Source organism: Collinsella sp. HCP28S3_G2 (assembly GCF_052065125.1).
Taxonomy (GTDB): domain Bacteria; phylum Actinomycetota; class Coriobacteriia; order Coriobacteriales; family Coriobacteriaceae; genus Collinsella.
In genome coordinates this window covers 1-21564 of record NZ_JBQHUO010000001.1, presented here as the reverse complement: position 1 = coordinate 21564, position 21564 = coordinate 1, and the positions used below count along the sequence as shown (strand labels likewise).

Below are 21564 nucleotides of genomic sequence, written 5' to 3'. Positions count from 1 at the left end.
GCGCAAGCGTACGCCCGGCCCTACGGCTTCATGTCGTAATAGCCCGCATCCCTCACGGCAGCCTCAAGCACCTCACGATCGATCGGGTTTTTAGAACGGATGCACGCCGTGTGGTCTGTATACGTCACCGTGGCCCAAATGCCATCGAGAGCGTTGAGGGCGTTCGTCACATTTTGCGCGCAGCCGCCGCAGCTCATACCGCCAATAAGCAGTTCATCGCTATAGGGATAGTGAGACACATCGGTGTCCGCGACCGCGACCCTCTTGATCTTCTTTCTGCCCGCCCCATCGCCGCAACAGCATTTGCCATGCGTCGATGCGACAATACGCCGGAATCCAAAAAATAAGCCGGCGGCTATGACGCCCTCGCTTTCGGCTGCCCCGCCATGGGCTCCGAGGAGCTCGAGTACGATGAGTTTCAGCCGATGTGGGACGAAGTCAAGGAGACCCTCGGCGACAAGAAGGTCGTCCTCTTTGGCTCCTATTCTTGGGCCGAGGGCGAATGGATGGACAACTGGAAGGCGGACGCCGACGAGGCCGGCGTCCACGTCGTCGATTCCGTCATCTGTTACGACGCCCCCGACGATGAGGCAGAGGCCGCCTGTCGCGCCCTTGGAGCCGAGCTCGCCTAACGGCGATAAGCTCCGCCCATACGCGGCTCTGCACCAAAACACATTCGCATCCCAACAAAAACGGGGCTGGATCCAGATCCAGCCCCGTTTTCTGCTATGACAGTCACATAAAGCAGCTACGAGATGTTGCCCAAGAACGCCTTGGTGCGCTCACTCTTGGGATGGTCGAAGACCTCGCTCGGCGTGCCCTCCTCCACGATAACGCCGCCGTCCATAAAGACGACGCGGTCGGCGACGTCGCGGGCAAAGCCCATCTCGTGCGTCACCACGATCATCGTCATGCCGTCACGCGCAAGATCGCGCATGACACCCAGAACGTCGCGGACGAGCTCGGGGTCAAGCGCCGACGTGGCCTCATCAAAGAGCATCACGTGCGGGTTCATCGACAGGGCGCGGGCGATGGCCACGCGCTGCTGCTGGCCGCCCGAAAGCTGGCTCGGCATAAAATCGATGCGCTCGGCCAGACCGACCTTAGTCAGCTCCTCGACGGCAATCTTCTCGGCCTCTTCCTTGCTGCGCTTGAGCACCTTTTGTTGCGCAAGCATGACGTTCTTTTTGACCGACAGGTGCGGGAACAGATTGAACTGCTGAAACACCATGCCCAAGTGCGTACGCACCCTATTGAGGTCGACGCCCTTGGCGCACACATCCACGCCCTCGACGACAATCGAGCCGCTCGTAGGCTCCTCAAGACGGTTAATGCAGCGAAGCATCGTCGACTTGCCCGAGCCCGAGGGGCCCAGGACCACGACGACCTCACCCTTGTGCACATCCAGATCGATGTCGCGCAGGACCACGTTATCGCCAAAGGCCTTCTGGAGATTCTTGATGCTGACGACGACCTCGTTCGAGTTATTGGTTTCGCTCATAATAGAACCTCCTTACAGACCTGCAATATGATCGGCGGGTGTCGCGACAACCTGTCCGGCGCTCTTGGTGGGACGCTTCTTTTTGGTTTCGGCCGTCCCCAGAAGTCTCGCCTCAAGACCGCTCACCAAGCGCGCAAGCGGCAGGGTAATGACCAGATAGAACAGGGCGGCAACCACATACGGCGTGATGGAGCCCGTCGTCGCCACGATGGTGCGGGCGTTCATGACGATCTCGACCACGCCCACGGCGGCGAGCAGCGATGTATCCTTGTAAAGCAGGATAAACTCGCTGGTCAGCGTGGGCAGGACATTGCGGAACGTCTGCGGAATCATAACGTAGAGCAACGTCTGGAAGGCATTCATGCCCAGCGAGCGGGCAGCCTCGTTTTGGCCCTTGGGGATCGACTGAATACCGGCACGGAAGATCTCGCACAGGTACGCAGACGAGTTCATGGCCATGACGATAACGCCCAAGACGTAGTCGTCCACCTTGACGCCGGCAAGTGGCAGGCCAAAGAACGCGATATAGATCTGCAGGAACGCCGGCGTACCGCGGATGATATTCACGTAGATGCCGGCAAGACAGCGCAGGATGCGCGACTTGGAGATGCGCATGAGCGACAAGGCAAAGCCAAAGGGGATTGCCAGCGGAAACGCCACAAGCACGATCGAGAGCGACATAAGGAAGCCCTTAAATACGACCGGCAGGCTCTGGACCAAAATGACCGGGTTCAAGAACAGGCGCAGGAACATATTGGAATTCCAAGCCTCGACCCACGGCTGTTCCTTAAGATCGGCCTGGAAGTTATCGAAGGCCGTCACGCCCGTAATCTCGACGGAAGGAATCTTGGAAATCTTCTTGGTCGAACCGTCGGCGAGCGTATAGGTGCCGCTAAAGGCCTCGTCGCCGCCTTCGACGGGGAAGGTCACGCCGTACACCTCGACACGGAAAAAGCCGCCGGCAGGCGCCGTCTCGCCAAAGTCGATCTTGAGCGTCTGGCCATCAGCCGTGCACGTGGGCTTCATGGGTGTGCGATCCATGAGGTCCTCGCCCGAGAGCATCGTCAATCGCGTGTCATCGGTACCAAACGTCGTGCCGTCGACAAACGTCAGCGAAAGACCGCTCAGCTCCTCGTCGGCGTCGGCCTGAACTTCCCAGGTAATACGTGTCTCGGTGCCGCCGACCACATCGCTGCCCGAACCGGTGTTGGGTCGGGCGGTAATCTTTGCGGTCTCAAGCGCTTGGGCAGTCGAGGGCGCAGATGCCCCCACGCACACCAGCGCGAGCGCCACGGCCATGACGCAGGCTAGCTTTTGGAGCAAGGCGGGTAGTGAAGAACGCTGCCCAGCGGCCCCTTTGTTCAGTCGAGACAAGGTGGCTCCTATCGTAGAAGTTGCCGGCAAATAGAGACGGAAACACTCTCCGTCGAGAGAAGCGCAAAGGCCCTCTCCGCTAAACGGAAAGGGCCCACACGCAATCAAGTATCTGTTTACTTGATGTTGTACTTAGCCATGAGGGCGTCAACGGTACCGTCGTCGGTCAGGTCCTTGATGGCCTGGTTGATGTCGTCCTTGAGCTTGGTATTGCCCTGGTTGATGGCAATGGCGTACTCCTCGCCGGTGCTGATCTGCTTAACCGTGTGGCAGGTGTTGAACTGCTCGGCGGTCAGCTGGCTGGCAACGGAGCGGTTGGTGACTACGGCATCGCCCTTGTCGGACTGCAGGGCGCTGAAGCACTCGGTAGCGTCCTTGTAGGGGATGATCTTGGCCTTGGGGAAGTTCTCCTGAGCAAAGGCCTCGGCGGTCGAGCCAGACTGGACGATAATGGTAGCGTCGGCGTTGTTGAGCTTCTCGCTGTAATTGTCGGCCGTGATGTCGGTGTTATCGACCTTGGTCACGATAGCCTGATCGTCCATGTAGTAGGAATCGGAGAAAGCGACTTCCTTCTCACGCTCGGGCGTGTCGGTGATAGCCGCAATGGAGACGTCATACTTGGTGCCCGAAGCGACGCCGGGGACGAGCGTGTCGAAGTCGTTGTTGACGTACTCGACATCCAGGCCCAGCTTGTCGCCGATAGCCTTGATGAGCTCAAGGTCAAAGCCCTGATAATCGCCGTTGTCATCCTTGTACTCAAACGGAGCGTACTCGGCAGAGGTGCCGACGGTCAGCGTACCGTCCTTGACGAGCGCGTACTCCTTGGAGCCGTCGACCTTCTCGACCTTAGCGTCGTCAGAGCTGCTGGAACCGGCATCAGAACCAGAGGTGGCGTTGGACGAGCCGCAGCCCGTCAGTGCGAGGGCGAGCGCCATGGCGCCCGTGGCGGCAAATGCGCCAAGCTTCTTCAGCTTCATAATCAGTCTCCTTCCAATGGCCCCATGTGATTCAGGGGCCTGCAAAAACTGAGGGCTATTATGCACCCGCGTGAGAGAATCTGCAATTAGAAAACTGATTGAAACAAACCCATAACGTGAATGGAACACTCCACTTTATGACAGTCATTACTGCTGCAATGACCTTAATAGTTTAATTTCAGCCGCATAACCTGCAAGTTCGTTCGGCGTTTCCAAAATGAATGGCAGTGATCGCAGGCAGCTATTCGATACAATATTCTGCATAACCTGCATTCCACCGCCAAGTTCCTCGCTGCCGAGGTAACCCTTGCCGATGCATTCATGCCGGTCCTTATGGGCACCGCGGGGATTCTTGGAATCATTGATATGCACAGCGCGCAAGCGCTCGATACCCACCACACGATCGAACTCGTCGAGCACACCGTCAAGATCTTGGACGATATCATAGCCGGCGTCATTTACATGGCAGGTGTCCAGGCAAACGCCCAGCTTGGCCGACAGCTCGGGGCGCCTGTCAGCAACGCCCTCGATGATGATCGCCAGTTCCTCAAAGCTGCGGCCCACCTCGGTGCCCTTGCCGGCCATGGTCTCGAGCAGCACCGTCGTCTGCTGGCCCTCAAACATCACCTGGCACAGGGTGTCGACGATCATCTGAATGCCGGCGTCGGAGCCCTGTCCCACATGCGCACCGGGATGGAAATTGTAGTAGTTACCGGGCAGCGCTTCCATACGCTGCAGGTCCTCAGCCATGGCCTCCAGGGCAAACTCACGCGCCCGCTCTTTGGCCGAGCAGGGGTTATAGGTATACGGAGCATGGGCCACGAGGGGACCAAAATCGTTTTGTTCCATAAGCTCGCGCAGGGCCGCCACGTCATCCATGTCAAGGTCTTTCGCCTTGCCGCCGCGCGGGTTGCGCGTAAAGAATGCAAAGGTATTGGCGCCAATGGATAGCGCCGTCTCCCCCATCGCCCGATAGCCCTTCGTCGTGGATAGGTGACACCCAATCGTCAGCATCCCCAGCTCCCCCTCATCAGTTACGGTAAAATAGTTCCTGTTGATGCCTTATTCTGCCGCAAACAGGAACTATTCCACCGCAAGTTATAAAAGGGTCATGAGGAGCGCGTTTTGCCGAAGGCCTTAAGCGCCGCCGTCACGGGGCCAGGCTGGAAACGTCGGCGCACATCGTCGAGACGCTCGGGAATATCGATGTGCTGCGGGCAGTGGCGTGCGCATTTGCCGCACTTGACGCAATTGCTCACCAACTTGGGCTCGCTTGTGCGCACCGCACTCGCCGTAAAGTACTGCGATAGACCCGTAAACCAGCTGTGCGCATAGCTTGCGTTGTAGGCGGCAAAACATCCAGGAATATTGATGCCTTTAGGACACGGCATGCAGTAACCGCATCCCGTGCAGGGCACGCGATTCGATTTTTCAAACTCCGTCAGCACGTGCGCGATGGCATCGAGCTGAGTAGCTGTCATCGAATCCGGCAGGGCCCGATCGGCCAACGCCGCGTTCTCATCCACCTGCGCGGTATCGGTCATACCCGAAAGCAGCATCGTCACCTGAGGATGATTCCACACCCACGAAAGCCCCCAAGCGGCAGGAGTGCACAAATGCGGGTCACGGGCGCTATCGAGCACAGCGCGGGCCCGCGGCGGCAGCTTGCCCGCCAGGCGTCCGCCCAAAAGCGGCTCCATCACAAACACCGCGAGGCCTCGCTCGGCGGCGGCCATGAGCCCCGCCGTTCCCGCTTGGTAACGCTCGCCGGCATAGTTGTACTGTATCTGGCAAAAATCCCAGTCATATGCGTCAAGCATCGTCAGGAAATCCGCCGCGCTGCCGTGATACGAAAAACCAATCTGGCGAATGCGCCCCGCCGCCTTTTGACGCGCGATCCAGTCCTCGATGCCCAACGCCACCACACGTTCCCACTGGGCGGGCGAGGTGATGTTGTGTATAAGGTAGTAGTCGATATGGTCAGTCCGCAAACGGTGCAGTTGCTCGTCGAAGATGCGGTCGAAATCATCCGCGCACTTGCACGAAGTGTGCGGCAACTTCGTCGCCAGCAACACCCGGTCACGCAGCCCCAAGCGCTCAAGCGAGGCGCCCACGCACGCCTCGTTACCGGGATAGAGATACGCGGTATCCAGATAATTAATCCCCTGCTCCACCGCACGGGAAATGATAGTATCGGCTGTCTTCGCATCCGGACGTCCCGGCGCACCAGGAAATCTCATGCAGCCCAGACCCAGAGCGGATATTCGGTTACCACTTTTGGGGTCAACGCGGTATTGCACGGCCCCTCCCTTCGCCATCAGCGCCCCGGCAAGGCGAAACACAATGGTCACGCGGCCGAAACATCGTGGAATCGCAATCGAGAACGTATCGTAACCCAACAGAAATCGAGTCGTCATGGCAGCGCTTTAACATCAGCAAAAAGTCCGATGAAAGGAGCCAGCCATGCCCACGCTCGACCTTTGGAACCTCGCCACCCAGCTCAAAAGCACCGATTACCGCTGGATCGACCTCACCCACACGCTCTCGTGCGACACCCCGCACTGGTTTGGCTTTAAGCCATTTGAGTCCACCAAGCTCTTCGACTACCTGCCCGGCACGCCCGAGGATATGCTCGCGCCCATGCGTTGCTTCCAGTATTCGGTCGCCTCGCAGTACGGCACCCACGTCGATGCGCCGCGCCACTTTCATGTTGACGGCCGCTCCCTCGGCGAGATCGAGCCCGTCGAGTTTATGCATCCGCTCTGCGTGATCGATAAGCACGAGGAGTGCGCCGCAAACCCCGACTTTATCCTGACTATCGATGATCTCAAAGCTTGGGAGGACGAGCACGGTCGCATTCCCGAGGACGCATTCGTCGCCTTCCGCTCCGACTGGTCCAAGCTCGCCGACCTCGAAAACAAGGACGAGGACGGCCAGCCCCACTACCCTGGCTGGGACCTCGACGCCATCAAATGGCTTGTAGAAGAGCGCAACATCGGCGCTATCGGCCACGAGCCGGCAGACACCGACCCCGCATCCGTGACCACACGCGAGGACGCCTACCCCTACCCCGGCGAGCAGTACATCCTCTCGGTCGACCGTTACCAGATCGAGGTCATGGACCATCTGGACGAGCTTCCTGCCACAGGCGCCGTCATCTTCTGCACCTTCCCCAAGGTGCGCGATGGCGTTGGATATCCCGCGCGCGTTTTTGCCATCTGCCCCGCGGCATAAGTTCCCATGCATTTGTTCTTCTAAATTCAGCCTCCGGTGTACGCCACACGCCCCAGCGGCATACAATCCATCAGGCGCCCCATATGCGGGCGCCTTTTATATGGGGAGATGATTCACATGCAGATCAACAAGGTCGCCTTTATCGGCAAGGGCGGCGTCGGCCTGCTCTACGGCAGCATGATTGCCAAGACCCTCGGCAACGATGCCGTCGAATACGTCATGGATGACGCGCGTTTCGAGCGCCACGTGGGCGATGCGCTCACCGTCAACGGAAAGCCCTGCACGCTCAAGTCCGTCCGCGCCAGCGAGGCAACGCCCGCCGATCTGGTCATTCTCACGGTCAAGACGACGGGGCTCAACCAAGCACTCAAGACTATGGAGCGCGTCGTGGGACCCAACACGCTCATCGCCTCGCTGTGCAACGGCATTACGAGCGAGCAAAAAATAGCCGAGCGCTTTGGCTGGAAGCACACCGTCCTGGGCATCTGCCAGGGCATGGACGCCGTATTCCTTAACGGCGCGCTCACCTTTACCAATGCGGGCGAGATTCGCTTTGGCGCGGCAGCAGGCACCGAGCCCGCAACCGTCACCGCCATCGATGAGCTCTACACGCGCTGCGGCATCGCCCATACCGTCGAGAGCGACATTGCGCACCGCATGTGGGCCAAACTCATGCTCAACGATGGCATCAACCAGACCTGCATGGCCTACGGCGGCACGTACGGGAGCGCCACGGAACAGGACTCCGAGCAGCGTCGCTGCTTTGTTTCCGCCATGCGCGAGACACTTGCGGTCGCCAACGCCGAGGGCGTTGAGCTGACCGAGGCAGACCTGACGCAGATGGTGCACCTCATCGAGGGAATCGATCCCGCCGGCATGCCCTCGATGGCGCAGGACCGCATCGCACAACGTAAAACCGAAGTCGAGGAGTTCGCGGGCACCATCTGCCGCCTGGCCGCCAAACACGATATCCAAGTGCCGCAAAACGATTGGCTCTACCAGAGGATTCGCGAAATAGAAAGCAGCTGGTAGCCTCACCCGCACGGCGACGCGCGCAATGTAAGCAGACAGGCCTTCGCGAGGATCCCATCGCTCGCGAAGGCCTGTCGCATTTAGGCCGAGGCTAAAACTGAGGCTCGTTTTGCGACTCCGGGACCTCGTCCTCGTCATCGCGGCAAAGCACCACGCCGGCGCTTCCCAGCAGCGCCGCTGCAATCAAGGCGCTCACAACCACAGGAGCAGCACCCGTAGTGGACTGCAAGCCGGCAACTAACGCCGCCGTCGGACCAAGACATCCGATCAAAAGGGCAACGACGGCAATAGCGACATCTCGAGCGTTCATGGGATCACTTCCTCCACGAGAAAGACCTTGTTTCTCATGACTTAGTGTGCCCCGCGCCCATATGCCCAACGTAGTGCCACGGTAAGGGCTCTGTTAACCCAAATGCATATAAAAACGGGCGACTTTACATTGCCCGAAAGCTCAGTAAAGACGCCCGTCCATCATGTGCAATCGATGCCGACAGATTACCAACCGGTGTAGTAATCGGTAGTTCCGGCTGCGCAACCCGAATCGTAGACCTTGCACTCGCCCTTAGAGCCCGTAAAGGTCGAGCCCTGGGACTTATCGCTCGCAGCCACCACGTAGTAGCCGTCGGAATCACGCCAAAAGCCCTCGGAATCCAGCGTCCACTCACCCGTGCGGTGGTGATACAACACGTTGCTGCTGTAATAGGTCTCGCGACGACCGTTGTAGTTATTGACGCCGCTCGAGCGCGTCAGGCCCGAGCCGTTCGCGTAATACGCAGCAGACGCGTAAGACGAGCCGGAGCCGGCGTTGTAATACGAAGCCCGAACGGCCTCGGCAGCTTCTGCCTCGACGGCCGCAGCCTCGAGCGCCTCGCGCTTAGCATCCTCGAGCGTGGAGCGAAGCTCGTCGAGCTCGGCCGACTTCGCGTCGACCTCCTCCATCGTCAAAAGACTGCCCGCACCGTCGATACAACCCTGCAGTACAGCGCGCTCGTCATCGGTGGCATAGTCACCGTACATGTTCATGATGATCTGCGCGCGGACCTCTAGGGAATCGCGCTTGGCCCCCATCGAGGCGTTCCACTCCTGCATGGAGCCAAAGCCGTCGCTACGATAGTCGACGGGCTGCATCAGGGTCGCCTCGGACGGCGTTGATCCGACCGCGTCGGACAGTGTTGCCGCGTGGGCATCGGTTACGCCGGCACCCACTAAAAGCGCCACGGCAAGCGTGGCAGAAAGGGCGGCGGCCTTCGGTTTTCGTGAATCGATCCTCATGTAGCTGGAAACCTCCGTAGTGAGTTTTTGCTGCGTTTAAGCTGCGTGTGATTCGATCGCGCTGCATAGTACCCCGAGTAAATCGCGACCTGCGGTTTTTCTCAAAAGGTGCACGTCATTTGCGTAAAACTCACATCCTCTCAACAGGAGTTTTCCACAACTCGCATGCATAAAGCATGCCAAAAACCCTGTAATAGCGCCCTTCCTATGCAAAAAAGGCGCCTGCGCAACCATTGTTCGCGCAGGCGCCTTGAGCAGGCATTTTATGCAGTTATACCTATCGAGTCGCAAGGGGCCCTTGCACAAGTCGCCTTACTCGTCCAGCGCGGCAAAGGCCTGCTTCAGATCCCAAATGATGTCCTCGGCGTTCTCGGTACCAATGGAAAGACGGATTGTAGAGGGCGTAATGTTCTGCTCGGCAAGCTCCTCGGCAGAGAGCTGGGAGTGCGTGGTGGTAGCCGGGTGCACGACGAGCGACTTGACGTCGGCTACGTTGGCAAGAAGCGAAAAGACCTGCAGGTGGTCGATGAACTTCCAAGCAGCCTCCTGGCCGCCCTTGATCTCGAAGGTGAAGATCGAGGCGCCGCCACGGGGGAAATACTTCTGGTACAGCTCATGGTCGGGGTGCTCGGGCAGGCTCGGGTGGTTCACCTTGGCAACATGGCCGTCACCGATCAGGAACTCAACAACCTTCTTGGTGTTCTCGACATGGCGGTCAACGCGCAGCGACAGGGTCTCGGTGCCCTGGAGCAGGACCCAGGCGTTAAACGGGCTAATGCAGGCGCCCTCGTCACGCAGCAAGATAGCACGGACATAGGTCGCGAAGGCAGCGGGGCCGGCGGCCTCGGTAAACGAGACGCCATGGTAGGAGGGATTGGGCTCGGCGATCTGCGCATACTTGCCGCTCGCCTTCCAGTCAAAGTTGCCGCCATCGATAATCACGCCACCCAACGAGGTGCCGTGGCCGCCAATAAACTTAGTTGCAGAGTGAACGACGATGTTGGCGCCGTGCTCCAGCGGACGGAACAGATACGGGGTGCCGAAGGTGTTATCGACAACAACCGGAAGACCATGCTTCTTAGCGACCTCGGAGATAGCGTCGATGTTGGGGATATCGGAGTTGGGGTTACCGAGCGTCTCGAGGTAAATGACCGTGGTGTTGTCCCTGATGGCACCCTCGACCTCGTCCAGGTTGTGGGCATCGACGAAGGTGGTCTCGACACCAAACTGGGAGAGCGTGTGCTCCAGCAGGTTGTAGGAACCACCGTAGATGGTCTTTTGGGCCACCACATGGTTGCCGGCCTGAGCGAGGGCCTGCAGGGTATAGGTGATGGCGGCGGCGCCAGAGGCGACGGCAAGACCGGCAACGCCGCCCTCGAGCGCGGCAATGCGGTCCTCAAAGACGCCCTGGGTGGAGTTGGTCAGACGACCGTAGATGTTACCGGCGTCGGCGAGGCCAAAGCGGTCAGCAGCGTGCTGGGAGTTGCGGAACACATAGCTCGTGGTCTGGTAGATAGGCACGGCGCGGGAATCAGATGCGGGGTCGGCGCTCTCCTGGCCAACGTGCAGCTGCAGGGTGTCGAAACCAAAGGTGTGCTCGGGGTTGTTGATAAACTGGCTCATGATGATCTCCTTGATCAAACAAAAGTAATAAGAGTAAGAGAAGTAAGCCGCTGTCTCCTGATCACGCCGACGGGCGCAAGCAGGAGCCCGGCATTCGTCTTAGTAAGCAGTTCATATGCGGTCCTCCTTTTGACAACCCGTTCTCGTGGTCGGCTTAATTACCTACCTCCTTTGTGTGTTTTGAATAGTACGTGTATTGTTTCGCGCGGTCAATCACTTAAAAGCGCTAACTTGTTATCGGTTTTTTAGATAGCTATCGAAAGGACAGGTGCCGATGACCCTCCAGCAGCTTCGTTTTCTTATCGCCGTGGCAGAATCCGGCTCAATTAACGCCGCAGCTCAGCGCCTCTATACCGCGCAATCCAATATCTCCAACGCCATCAAAAGCCTAGAGCAGGAGCTCCGTCTGGAAATCTTTACGCGCTCCAGCCGCGGCGTCACACTCACCAACGACGGCACCGAGCTTTTAGGCTATGCGCGCCAGGTCGTAGAGCAGGCCGATATGCTCGAGGCCCGCTACGAGGACGGCGGCACACCCCAGGCACGCCTTGCCGTCTCGGCCCAGCACTACGCTTTTTCGGTCGAGGCCTTTGTCAACGTCGTCGAGCGCTGCCGCGACAGTAAGTTCGAGTTCATCATGCGCGAGACCACCACGTCACAGATCATCGACGACGTCCGCGCATTTCGCAGCGATATCGGCATTCTGTATCTGGATGACTTTAACGCCCGCGTCCTGCAGAAGGCCTTCGCCGACGCCCGCGCAAGCTTCCATCCCCTCTTCGATGCAACGGTCCACGTCTTCGTTAGCGAGCGCCATCCGCTCGCACGCCGCCCCCAGCTATCGCTTGCCGACCTTACGCCCTATACGCGCTACAGCTTTGAGCAGGGGACCTCGAACTCCTTCTATTACGCCGAGGAGCCGTTTAGCTATATCCCCTGCGACCGCAACATCCGCGTTTCCGACCGTGGCACGCTCACCAATCTGCTCATCACGTCGAACGGTTACACTTTGTCGACCGGTGTCCTCTCCAATGAAATGCAATGGGGCATGGCATCGATCCCGTTGGCAGACGCCCCAACGATGCGCGTGGGCTACATCATGCACGATGAGCGCAAGCCCTCTCCCCTGCTGCGGCAATACCTCGACGAACTCGAACGCATCATCCACGAAAACCAACCATTTGGGGACGGGATAGAAATGGCAGATTTAAAAGCCCTCTAGCTCTTGACAATTCAGGTCGCCCATCTTTCTTGGCGACAACGTCTCCACCATCCTTGTGGAGCGGCGCGCCTCGCATAAAACAGGATGGACCGGGCGCTACAATAGACAGCCGCAAGAGAGGAACTCGACGAAAGGAAGTCTGTGAAGGTCATCATCTATACCGACGGCTCGGCTCGATCCAATCCGGGACGCGGTGGCTACGGCGCCGTGCTCAAATACACCAACCCCGCCGGCAAGACCTTCACCTCCGAGCTTTCGCGTGGCTACGCCAAGACCACCAACAACCGCATGGAGCTCATGGCGGTCATCGTGGCGCTCGAGGCGCTCAACCGTCCCTGCGAGGTCGAGGTCCACTCCGACTCGCAGTACGTCGTCAACGCCTTTAACAAGCACTGGATCGACGGCTGGAAAAAGCGCGGGTGGAAAACCGCCAACAAGCAGCCCGTTAAGAACCGCGATCTGTGGGAGCGCCTGCTTGCCGCAAAGAGCAAGCATAAGGTGGAGTTCATCTGGGTTAAGGGGCATGCCGGCCACGAGCTCAACGAGCGCTGCGACGAGCTCGCCACCACCGCGGCCGATGGAGCCAACCTCGATATCGACACCGGCTTTAACGAGAGCGACCTGTAATAGCGTTTTCGCGCAGCTTTATATCCCCACGCGCTACACTCATCCTGTAGACCAAAACAACGCAAGGGGGACGTATGCTGCGCATCGCGACCATCGGCACATCCATGATCACCGACGACTTTATCCAGGTCGTCAATGCCAACGACCAGGCTGTATTCGTAGGCACGCTCTCGCGCAACGCCGAGCGCGGAGCCGCCTTTACTGCCGAGCACGGCGGCGAGCGAAACTTTACTTCACTTGATGAGCTTGCAGCAGCCGCCGACGTCGACGCCGTCTATATCGGCAGCCCAAACGCACTTCACTACGAGCAGGCCCTTGCCTGCATCGCCAGCGGCAAGCACGTCATCGTCGAGAAGCCCTTCTGCGCCACCGAAGCACAGGCACTGGAAGTCTTCCGCGCCGCCGAGACAGCAGGTGTCGTGGCCCTCGAGGCCATGCGTCCCCTCCACGATCCCGCCTTCCACGCCATCGAGGACGCCCTGGGCGAGATCGCCCCCATCCGCCGCGCCTCATTGCGCTTTGGCAAGTATTCTTCGCGCTACAACGAAGTTCTCGCGGGGCGCGCCACCAATATCTTCGACTGCAATATGGCATCGGGCTCCCTCATGGATATTGGCGTCTACACCGTCGAGCCCATGGTCGAGATCTTCGGCATGCCCTCCGGCCTTACGAGCATGGCTACTCTGCTCGACCCCACCACGCAAGAGCTCACCCATGGCCCCATCGATGGCTGCGGTTCCATCCTCGCCAGCTACGGCGGTGGCCGTATCTCCGTCGAGCTCGCGCACTCCAAAATTACGAATGACCTACTGCCCTCGCAGATCGAAGGCGAGCGTGGCACTATCCAGATTGACCATCTGTCCACGCCCCGCAACGTCCGCATCGACTATCGCGGCGATGTCGTACGCGGCTCGGCGACCGAGGCGCCGCGCGAACAGAGCGACAACGGCCGCGTGCTCGACCTGCCCAAATCGAGCAACACCATGGAATACGAACTCGCAGACTTTATCACCGCCATCGGCGGCATCGATAACGTCAAGGAAGAGATTTGGGAGACCCCGGCGGGACGTCACGAGCTTGGCCACTATCGCGATGTCACGCTTGTCTCGCTGCGCATCATGGATGCCGTGCGCCAACAGGCCGGCATTACCTTCCCCGCCGATTCTGTCAAGCAGGCCTAGCGATGGGCTTCTTCGATACGTTCTTCTCCAGCGTCACCGGCGGCAGTCGAGAGCCTCAAAAACCATCAAACGTCGAGCTCGAGCTGCGCCGCAGGCTTACCGTGCTCGCAAGCGACGAGGCCACTCAAGACACTCCCCTGCGCTATTTCCTGCGCTGGGAGGGGCAAGTCCAAGGCGTTGGTTTTCGCTTTACCAACACCAACCTCACGCAGGCACGCGCACTCACCGGCTGGGTGCGTAACATGGAAGACGGCTCAGTCGAGATGGAGATACAGGGAGCTCCGGCAAACATCCTATCTCATCTCGAGGCGCTTCATGCCTCCTACGAGCGCATGGGAACGCGTTTTCGCCTCGTAGACGCCCAGGTTCGAGCCCCACTTGCCAATGAAGACGGTTTCACTCCTCATTATTAGTATTGTGTGCTAAATACGGTATCATTTACCTACGACCGTTAATAGAAAAGAGGCGAGGCGCATGGCGGTGCAAAGAAGGAATACCAGGCAGCGAAAGCTAGTTCTTGATGCCGTGCGCCAAAGCTACAACCATCCCACCGCCGAAGAGATCTACAACGCTGTGCGCGCGCAGGATGACAAAATCAGCCGCGGTACGGTCTACCGCAACCTCAATCTCTTGGCCGATGCCGGGGAGATTCTCTCGATTAAAACGCCGGGCGGCAGCCGCTTCGATCGTGCCATCGAACCGCATGCGCATATCATCTGCACCTCGTGTGGCCGCGTCATCGATGTGCCGCTCCCCTTCAATACCCAGCTCGACGCCAGGGCATCCGAACAAATCGGATGGAGCGTCAGCTCGCACTACACCATCTTCGAGGGCCTCTGCCCCAACTGTAGGTAGATTTTGGGGCATGCCTTAAAATCAACTTTTCACCGATTGCGGCAAAAGAAAGATTTCCAGGCATGTCCCAAATGTCTACTCAGCAAGTAGGCGACACAGCTCTTCTTCGACCGTGCGCACGTAACGGACGCGGTCGTTGATACCGCGCATACTGGGATTGCAGCTCTCCATCAGATAGGGATGGCCCACCACGTTGAGCATGTCGCGGTCGTTTTCATTATCGCCAAACGCCATCATTTCGTTAGGTGAGATCCCCAGCGCACGACCATAATCGGCAAGCGCGGACCCCTTGCCCGAATCAAAGCCGATAAAGTCGGTCCATTCGGTTCCCGACGTCATCACATCGACCCGGTCGCCAAAGCGACGGACGAAATACTCCAGCGCCGCCGGCTGCTCTGTCTCGGGCGTTTGAAACGCGATCTTAATGACGTCCTCGTCGATGTCCTCGGGACGTTCGACCACCGCCACATCGCAATGGACCTCGTAGCGCAAATGGTCGACGAATGCATCGTTGCCGCTTATGGTGTAGAGGTGCCCCTCGCAGGAAAGGGTCACGTCGGCATGGGGATACGCAACCACGGCATTCGCGATATCCATAGCAAGGTTACGCTCCATGGAACGCTTGACAACGGCACGCCCCTCGCTCATCACGAGGGCTCCGTTTTCGCATACATAGGCGAGCTCATCGGCCACCGGGGCAAACAGATAGCGCAAGCTCGCATATTGACGGCCGCTCGCCGGCATAAACACGATGCCACGACGATGCAGCTCATCGATAAGCTCAAAGGCCTCGGAACGCGGCTCGCACTCCCCCGGATGCAGCAACGTGCCGTCCAAATCGCATGCAATCAGCTTGATTCCCTCAAGACCCATATGCTTTCCCCCACAGCACCTCATCAACAGCAAGACGGACTTTGAATAGCTGTCTCTCAAAGTCCGTCTTGCTTATACGCACGTTAACCGCGCGCCTTTTTTACGATCGTAAAGTCGGGAGCCATACTCACGACGACCTCCGCCGCACTCGACGCAAAGCGCCGGTCCGTATCGAGTTCACGGGTAACCACCGAGAGCCGAACACCCTCGACGCCCCGGAGCATGCGGCCCAAAACAGGCTGCACCGGCGTATACATGCGCACGGTATGCTCGTCCGAATCGCCTCGGAAAAGCGGCGCGTGCATATTGCCGATCTCCCAGCACGCATGCGCGAGCGCAATCGGATCCATGCGGTCGACTTCGACCAAATAGACCTCGGCGCTGCGCAGGCGCACGACAACCGCCATGGGCACCATGCCCGAACGGTCGATGGCGAGCACGTCGCCGTCGGCAAGACGACTACCGTCGGCAGCATCTAGCCGGACATCGACCGTGCGCCCCAGCTCCGTCACGCCCGCAAACGCGCAAACATCAGCCTGGTCCCAATCGAGCAGCAGCTCGTCAACTTCAAAGATGCCACCCAGCTCCCGACGAAGCAGGAGTTCATAGGACGGATCGTTGAGATTTCCCAAGCATGTCGTCGAAACCAAGCGTTCAGACATACCCTAATCCTCGACCTCGACGAGCTCGATATCAAAGTTGAGATCCTTGCCGGCCAGCTCGTGGTTAGCATCGAGCGTCACGGCCTCGGGCGTCACATCGATGACAACGGCAGGGACAGGCATGCCGCTCGGCGTGGACAGGAAGAGCTTCATGCCCTTCTCGATCTGCTCGATGTTGGGAACCTGCTCGGCCGGGAAGGTGATAACCATCTCGGGATTGTGCTCGCCGTAGGCATCGGCAGCAGGAATGTGCACGGTCTTCTTCTCACCCACCTGCATGTCGACAACGGCGGCATCGAAGCCCTTGATCATCTGACCGGCACCGCAGGTGAACTCCAGCGGCTCGCCGCGATCGTAGGAGCTATCGAACTGCGTGCCGTCGTCGAGCGTGCCGCGATAATGGGTCTTGACCTTCTTGCCCTGGTTGGACATGGAAACCTCCGTGATAAGGGCGGCACACAACGCGGGCCGCCATGAACGTATGGCGCTAACTATACCCTAGTCATACAATTCGAAGACAGTTTGCAAAGAAACGCTGCAACCGGAGGAACCATGGCATATCCCGTATTTGACCTACACTGTGACACCGCCGACCGCATCGGCTGGGCCACGCTCGATCTCGACCTGCGCTTTACCGCCGGCACCGACGGTTATTTCCCCGGCGACGAGACGCATCCGCAAGATTTCGACCTCATCGAGGGCAACGCCTGCGCCATCTCGCTCGCAAAGATCGGCAACACACCGTGGGCACAGTGCTTCGCCACGTTTGTCCCCGACGAGATTCCCTCCGCCCACGCCGCGCGCTTCCAGGCGCAGATCATGGCGCATATGAGCGGCCAGGCAATGCTCAACCACGACCGCATGGTCAACGTGCGCAGCGCCGCGGACATTCGCCCCGCGCTCAAGGACGGCAAGGTCGCCTGCATCCACACCATCGAAAACGCCACGTTCTTTGCCGAGGACCCCGCGCTGATCGAGGTGCTCAAGAGCTTGGGCGTACTCATGTCGTCACTCAGCTGGAACGCGCAGGGGCCACTCGCGAGCGGACACGATACCCACGCCGGCCTCACCGCCGCCGGCATCGAGGCACTTACGCAGATGGAGCACGCCGGCATGGTGCTTGACGTCTCACATCTCAACGATGAGTGCTTTGACGAGGTCGCCGTCCGCGCCACGCGTCCCTTCGTCGCCAGCCACTCCAACTCCCGTGCGGTTTGCGGCGCCAAACGCAATCTTACCGACGACCAGTTCCGCACCATTCGCGACATGGGTGGCATCGTCGGCCTCAACTACTGCAGCGAGTTCCTTTCCAACGACGCAACCGACAAGACCGCCGCAGACGTCACCTTCGATCAGCTGGCGGCACATATCGAGCACTGGCTCGACCTGGGCGGCGAGGACGTCATCGCGCTCGGCGGCGACTGGGACGGCGCCACGGTGCCCGCTTTCCTCTCCGATGCCAGCAAGATGCCCGAGTTCCAGAACATGCTCTCCAAGCATTTTGGCAAGACCGTGATGCAAAAGCTCTGCAGCGACAACGCGCTTGCCTTCTTTGAGCGTTATTAATTTCACATCCCTTGAGCGGGCCGGCATGCCGAACGGTCGACATGCCGGCCCGTCCCCAATCTGAAGGACCGCTTTTGACGCAGCAGTTTACGATTTCCGTATCCCGACCGGATGGGATGCCCATCCCCGTCGTCGTTACCAAAAAGCGTGTCAAGAACTTCAACCTACGCGTCACATCGAGCGGTGAGGTCCACGCAAGCGCACCGCTCGGTGCCACCCGCGAGCGTATCGAAGCATTTGTGAAGCGCAACAGCGCCTGGATTATCAGCCGACTTGCCCAGCGCGAGCAACGTCAGGCGACGGAGCGAGAGCCGCTCAGCCCCTCGTCCATCATTGCGCTTTGGGGCAAGCCCATCACGGTACAAGATGCGCTCGATCACAACTTTGCATCACCCGCACCGCGACCCAAACAGGCCACCTTCGCAAGTTTTATGGGTACCGACGAGCCAGACGAACACCCACAGGCCAAGCGGCACGCAATCCTCGACGGCCTAACGCCCGATGAGCTCCAAGCCCGCATCGACCAGCTCTATACATCCGAGGTCACCACGGCGCTGCGCGATATGGTGCGCACATACGAAATCGCAATGGGTGTCGCCGCTTCCCGCGTTTCCGTGCGCAGCATGAAAACGCGCTGGGGCTCGTGTACGCCCAAAACCGGTGCCATTCGCATCGCACGCGAGCTTGCCGCCTACCCCGTCGAGTGCCTTGACATGGTTGTCGCCCACGAGCTCGTCCACTTGCTCGAGCCAAGCCACAATCAGCGGTTTCACGCCCTGCTCGACACGTACTGCCCCAACAATAGAGCTCTGTCGCAGCGGCTCAAGCAGCCACCCATAGAGACGTATTAGAACCGGTTAGCGCACGCGCTCGATCTCGACACCGCAGCTTGCCAGGGGAAGACCGACGGGCGCCCAAGGCTTATCGAGCTTAACACGAACGCCGAGCAGCAGGGGATAACGACGTAGCAGCATCTGGGCCACGCCCTCGGCTGCGGCCTCGATGAGCTTAAACGTATGCTCGCGCAGATAGCCATCGACATCGTGGCACACCGAGCCGTAGTCAATCGAGGCATCCAGGTTATCGTGCTCCCCTGCTGCACGCAGGTCGGCATAGAGCACCAAGGACACGATGAACTTCTGACCCAGGGCGTTCTCCTCGGGATACACGCCGTGGTTGGCAAAGACCTCAAGACCTTCAACGGTGATGCGATCGGCATGGCACAGATCGTCATAGCTCACGTGGGGCACCGCCGTTGCGGTGGATATTTCGCCCCTTCCACGGCGGGCGAGCTCGGCGCCTTCAGTCTTGGTTGCATTCTCGGGCAGTTTCTTGTTGGTCATCGCGATCGTCTCCTTCGTTTAGAACCCCGACCGCGCAAACCAACTACACGCGAATCGACAGGTTCTTTTTATCATCGCTCCAGTTGCAGGCATTGCGCGCGGGGCATGCAAAGCAGGCGCGCGACGCTTTGTCGGCTGCATAGAGCAGACGCTCAAGCGGTTGGCTGTTCACGCGCAGCTTTCTATGGCCTAAAATGGCCGTCTTAATGGCTGCGGCATCGGCCGGATCAAATGCCACGTCATCGGGCATGCCGCCAAGAATCGCATCAGCGACGCGCTCGCTTGCAACATCATGGGATATACCCGATTCATACTGTTCATCTTTGCCGATATCGTGAAGAAGTGCCGTGGCGTAGATGACCTCGCGGTCAAATTCGAGCTGTTCCTCAAGATTCTTAATCCACATAATGCGCGCGACATCCAGCAGATGGTCAATACCGTGGCGGCAGAAGATGCGCCCCGATTCCAGCTGTGCAATGTTGCCCAGGTGCCGCCGGAACAGCCCGTTGGCACAAATGTAATCAATGCGAGGCATGGCGCCAAAGGGAGTCAGGCCCGAAGCCATAAAGCCGCGACGCGGCGTCCCCTCATCGGTCTTCGATGTAAAGTCGTTGACGACTCTCATGGTTAGCGGCCCAGCATCCTAAAGAATCGCTCCTCGAGCGCGGGATCGGTCTCAAAGACACCGCGACGAGCAAGCGTTACGGTCTTGGTACCGGGCTTTTGCACGCCGCGCATGGTCATGCACATATGCTCGGCTTCCATCAGCACGATCGCCCCTTGGGGAGCAAGATATTCCATGAGGGCATCGGCAACCTGCGCGCACAGCTGCTCCTGCAGCTGCAGACGACGGGCATAGACCTCAACCGTGCGAGCAAGCTTAGACAGACCCGCCACGCGACCGTTAGGGATATAGCCGATCGCAGCCTTGCCATAAAACGGCAGCAGATGGTGCTCGCACAGCGAGTAAAACGTAATATCGCGCTCGATAACCAAATCGTTCGAAGCGACGGCAAAGGTTTTGGACAGGTGCTCCTCGGCACTCCGGCCCATACCGCCGGCTATCTCGCCATACATACGGGCGACGCGTGCCGGGGTCTCCAGCAGGCCCTCACGAGTTGGGTCCTCGCCTATACCTTCAAGCAGCAGCTTAATAGCAGTCTCGACTTTTTCCTGATCGACCATCTGGGCCTCACTTTTTTCGATTTCGCGTTCGCGCTATGGTACCACGCTGGCACGCAACCTCTTCCAGCTACATAGTATGGGTCGAATAGACCGGATCGTCCCGCCAAAGCTCCACAGCGTCGCAAAGCGCAACGCCCTCGCGCGCAGCACGAGCGCGCGTGGCGTTCATGTCGATCACGCGCTGATTGCTCGAACCCCTAAAGCGCAACGAGATATCGTACAGATCTTGAACGAACGGACCGTCTACCAGCATGTCGAGGCAAGCAAGGATACGGTCCGTCACGTCGGTATGGTGACGGCCGCCCGGCATTAGTTCCTCGAGCACATCACCGGTAAAGCACCAAATGGTCTTCCCAGACTCCACAGGATAGGTCGCACGCACGCGTTCGATAAAATCAACGAGCCCCGCCTGGTTCTCGGGTTCCATAGGCTCCCCGCCCAGAATCGTCAGGCCATCAATAAAGGGATGATCAAGACTCTCGATGATTTTGTCCTCGACGGCACGATCGAACGGTTCACCCGCGGCAAAGTCCCACGCGACGGAGTTAAAACAATTCTTGCACCCACGACGGCACCCACTCACAAACAGAGAAGTACGAACGCCTTCTCCATCAGCAATGTCGAAATACTTAATGTTCGCGTAGTTCATAGGTAACCTTCCTGGGGGTCTGGAGCATATCATCCCGTCCTCAAACATTCTCGGCCTTCGGCCTGCGAAACTGCGGGCGGGACGATATGCTCCAGATCCCTCGCGAGCGACACTCGGTGAACAAAGCGAACATCGAGTATGGGGTTCGAGGTCCAATAAAAACTGGGTTGCGGCTCAACCGCCATCGCAAGTAAATCGCAGCTGCAGCTCGAATTATTTCCGCCAAGAACTTCGAGGAGTGGGCAGACCGCATGCTGCATCTCAGCTACATCAACTTGGCTGCCCCGTAGCGAGGCCCCGGACCTTTAATCGCTATTTCGGACAGTCCTGGCTCACGACGGAGGCGCCACTGGCGCCTCCTGTTCGTGCGGAGCTCATATCGAGCAAA

At 59.0% G+C, this 21564-nt stretch carries 26 protein-coding genes; 10 read left to right on the top strand and 16 right to left on the bottom strand.

All coding sequences use genetic code 11. The features are described 5' to 3' along the window. Positions 1-20: 20 nt before the first annotated feature. Entirely contained in the window at positions 21-239 is a 219-nt protein-coding gene (locus tag ACTNB2_RS00130) for a heavy-metal-associated domain-containing protein (protein WP_441041001.1), read from the bottom strand. Positions 240-386: 147 nt separating this feature from the next. Between ACTNB2_RS00130 and ACTNB2_RS00125 the strand changes: the two genes are divergently transcribed. Further along, positions 387-632: a hypothetical protein gene (locus tag ACTNB2_RS00125; protein WP_441041003.1), complete on the top strand. Its 246-nt coding sequence runs from the start codon at positions 387-389 to the stop codon at positions 630-632. A 116-nt stretch (positions 633-748) separates the two neighbouring features. Here ACTNB2_RS00125 and ACTNB2_RS00120 read toward each other — a convergent pair whose 3' ends face one another. From ACTNB2_RS00120 to ACTNB2_RS00100, 5 genes are all read right to left on the bottom strand, one after another. Further along, entirely contained in the window at positions 749-1501 is a 753-nt protein-coding gene (locus ACTNB2_RS00120; RefSeq protein ID WP_441041004.1) for an amino acid ABC transporter ATP-binding protein, read from the bottom strand. Positions 1502-1513: 12 nt separating this feature from the next. Beyond that, a complete protein-coding gene (locus ACTNB2_RS00115; protein WP_441044768.1) occupies positions 1514-2824 on the bottom strand; it encodes an ABC transporter permease subunit in 1311 nt (436 codons plus the stop codon). Positions 2825-2991: 167 nt separating this feature from the next. Continuing rightward, the gene (locus tag ACTNB2_RS00110; RefSeq protein ID WP_441041007.1) at positions 2992-3852 is read right to left on the bottom strand and encodes an ABC transporter substrate-binding protein; all 861 of its coding nucleotides are present in this window, start codon (positions 3850-3852) and stop codon (positions 2992-2994) included. A gap of 147 nt (positions 3853-3999) precedes the next feature. After that, positions 4000-4866, bottom strand: a complete 867-nt coding sequence (locus ACTNB2_RS00105) for a deoxyribonuclease IV (protein ID WP_441041008.1) — start codon at positions 4864-4866, stop codon at positions 4000-4002. 95 nt (positions 4867-4961) lie between these two features. Further along, positions 4962-6269 carry an aldo/keto reductase gene (locus tag ACTNB2_RS00100; RefSeq protein WP_441044769.1) on the bottom strand — a complete coding sequence of 436 codons (1308 nt, stop codon included), beginning with the start codon at positions 6267-6269 and terminating at the stop codon, positions 4962-4964. A gap of 46 nt (positions 6270-6315) precedes the next feature. On the opposite strand from ACTNB2_RS00100, the gene ACTNB2_RS00095 reads away from it, so the two are divergent. Both ACTNB2_RS00095 and ACTNB2_RS00090 read left to right on the top strand, forming a co-directional pair. After that, complete coding sequence (locus ACTNB2_RS00095; protein WP_441031657.1) at positions 6316-7086, top strand: cyclase family protein; 771 nt, start codon at positions 6316-6318, stop codon at positions 7084-7086. A gap of 117 nt (positions 7087-7203) precedes the next feature. Further along, a complete protein-coding gene (locus ACTNB2_RS00090; protein ID WP_441031659.1) occupies positions 7204-8118 on the top strand; it encodes a ketopantoate reductase family protein in 915 nt (304 codons plus the stop codon). Positions 8119-8209: 91 nt separating this feature from the next. Here ACTNB2_RS00090 and ACTNB2_RS00085 read toward each other — a convergent pair whose 3' ends face one another. The 3 genes from ACTNB2_RS00085 to ACTNB2_RS00075 form a co-directional block, all read right to left on the bottom strand. Then, positions 8210-8428, bottom strand: coding sequence for a hypothetical protein (locus ACTNB2_RS00085; RefSeq protein WP_154517389.1), 219 nt, complete (start codon positions 8426-8428; stop codon positions 8210-8212). Positions 8429-8613: 185 nt separating this feature from the next. Next, a complete protein-coding gene (locus tag ACTNB2_RS00080; protein ID WP_441041010.1) occupies positions 8614-9390 on the bottom strand; it encodes a hypothetical protein in 777 nt (258 codons plus the stop codon). Positions 9391-9702: 312 nt separating this feature from the next. Then, positions 9703-11013: an O-acetylhomoserine aminocarboxypropyltransferase/cysteine synthase family protein gene (locus tag ACTNB2_RS00075; protein ID WP_441041012.1), complete on the bottom strand. Its 1311-nt coding sequence runs from the start codon at positions 11011-11013 to the stop codon at positions 9703-9705. Positions 11014-11287: 274 nt separating this feature from the next. On the opposite strand from ACTNB2_RS00075, the gene ACTNB2_RS00070 reads away from it, so the two are divergent. The 5 genes from ACTNB2_RS00070 (at position 11288) to ACTNB2_RS00050 (ending at position 14898) form a co-directional block, all read left to right on the top strand. Further along, a complete protein-coding gene (locus ACTNB2_RS00070) occupies positions 11288-12235 on the top strand; it encodes a LysR family transcriptional regulator (RefSeq protein WP_441041014.1) in 948 nt (315 codons plus the stop codon). Between the two features lie 141 nt (positions 12236-12376). Continuing rightward, complete coding sequence (gene rnhA, locus ACTNB2_RS00065; protein WP_441041016.1) at positions 12377-12862, top strand: ribonuclease HI; 486 nt, start codon at positions 12377-12379, stop codon at positions 12860-12862. Positions 12863-12936: 74 nt separating this feature from the next. Beyond that, a complete protein-coding gene (locus ACTNB2_RS00060; RefSeq protein WP_441041018.1) occupies positions 12937-14043 on the top strand; it encodes a Gfo/Idh/MocA family protein in 1107 nt (368 codons plus the stop codon). A gap of 2 nt (positions 14044-14045) precedes the next feature. Beyond that, positions 14046-14456: an acylphosphatase gene (locus tag ACTNB2_RS00055; protein ID WP_427718594.1), complete on the top strand. Its 411-nt coding sequence runs from the start codon at positions 14046-14048 to the stop codon at positions 14454-14456. Positions 14457-14517: 61 nt separating this feature from the next. Then, positions 14518-14898 carry a Fur family transcriptional regulator gene (locus ACTNB2_RS00050; RefSeq protein WP_154517406.1) on the top strand — a complete coding sequence of 127 codons (381 nt, stop codon included), beginning with the start codon at positions 14518-14520 and terminating at the stop codon, positions 14896-14898. Positions 14899-14973: 75 nt separating this feature from the next. Here the strand turns inward: ACTNB2_RS00050 and ACTNB2_RS00045 are convergent, their stop codons facing one another. The 3 genes from ACTNB2_RS00045 to ACTNB2_RS00035 all read right to left on the bottom strand — a co-directional run bounded on the left by ACTNB2_RS00045 (position 14974) and on the right by ACTNB2_RS00035 (position 16865). Beyond that, positions 14974-15771 carry an HAD-IIB family hydrolase gene (locus tag ACTNB2_RS00045; RefSeq protein ID WP_441041019.1) on the bottom strand — a complete coding sequence of 266 codons (798 nt, stop codon included), beginning with the start codon at positions 15769-15771 and terminating at the stop codon, positions 14974-14976. 83 nt (positions 15772-15854) lie between these two features. Continuing rightward, the gene (locus tag ACTNB2_RS00040; RefSeq protein ID WP_441041021.1) at positions 15855-16433 is read right to left on the bottom strand and encodes an urease accessory protein UreE; all 579 of its coding nucleotides are present in this window, start codon (positions 16431-16433) and stop codon (positions 15855-15857) included. A gap of 3 nt (positions 16434-16436) precedes the next feature. After that, complete coding sequence (locus ACTNB2_RS00035; protein WP_117640821.1) at positions 16437-16865, bottom strand: FKBP-type peptidyl-prolyl cis-trans isomerase; 429 nt, start codon at positions 16863-16865, stop codon at positions 16437-16439. Between the two features lie 120 nt (positions 16866-16985). Here ACTNB2_RS00035 and ACTNB2_RS00030 point away from each other — a divergent pair, with 120 nt between their 5' ends. Both ACTNB2_RS00030 and ACTNB2_RS00025 read left to right on the top strand, forming a co-directional pair. Further along, the gene (locus ACTNB2_RS00030; RefSeq protein ID WP_427727766.1) at positions 16986-17999 is read left to right on the top strand and encodes a dipeptidase; all 1014 of its coding nucleotides are present in this window, start codon (positions 16986-16988) and stop codon (positions 17997-17999) included. 116 nt (positions 18000-18115) lie between these two features. Next, positions 18116-18850 carry a M48 family metallopeptidase gene (locus ACTNB2_RS00025; RefSeq protein WP_154517555.1) on the top strand — a complete coding sequence of 245 codons (735 nt, stop codon included), beginning with the start codon at positions 18116-18118 and terminating at the stop codon, positions 18848-18850. A 6-nt stretch (positions 18851-18856) separates the two neighbouring features. Here the strand turns inward: ACTNB2_RS00025 and folB are convergent, their stop codons facing one another. The 4 genes from folB to nrdG form a co-directional block, all read right to left on the bottom strand. Beyond that, positions 18857-19342 (bottom strand): dihydroneopterin aldolase, encoded by a 486-nt coding sequence (gene folB / locus ACTNB2_RS00020; RefSeq protein WP_441044771.1) that lies wholly within the window; start codon positions 19340-19342, stop codon positions 18857-18859. A 43-nt stretch (positions 19343-19385) separates the two neighbouring features. Then, positions 19386-19967, bottom strand: a complete 582-nt coding sequence (locus ACTNB2_RS00015; RefSeq protein ID WP_195838586.1) for an HD domain-containing protein — start codon at positions 19965-19967, stop codon at positions 19386-19388. A gap of 2 nt (positions 19968-19969) precedes the next feature. After that, positions 19970-20527, bottom strand: a complete 558-nt coding sequence (gene folE / locus ACTNB2_RS00010; protein WP_427718613.1) for a GTP cyclohydrolase I FolE — start codon at positions 20525-20527, stop codon at positions 19970-19972. A 67-nt stretch (positions 20528-20594) separates the two neighbouring features. Further along, positions 20595-21176: an anaerobic ribonucleoside-triphosphate reductase activating protein gene (gene nrdG / locus ACTNB2_RS00005; protein ID WP_427727760.1), complete on the bottom strand. Its 582-nt coding sequence runs from the start codon at positions 21174-21176 to the stop codon at positions 20595-20597. Between the last annotated feature and the right edge of the window lie 388 nt (positions 21177-21564).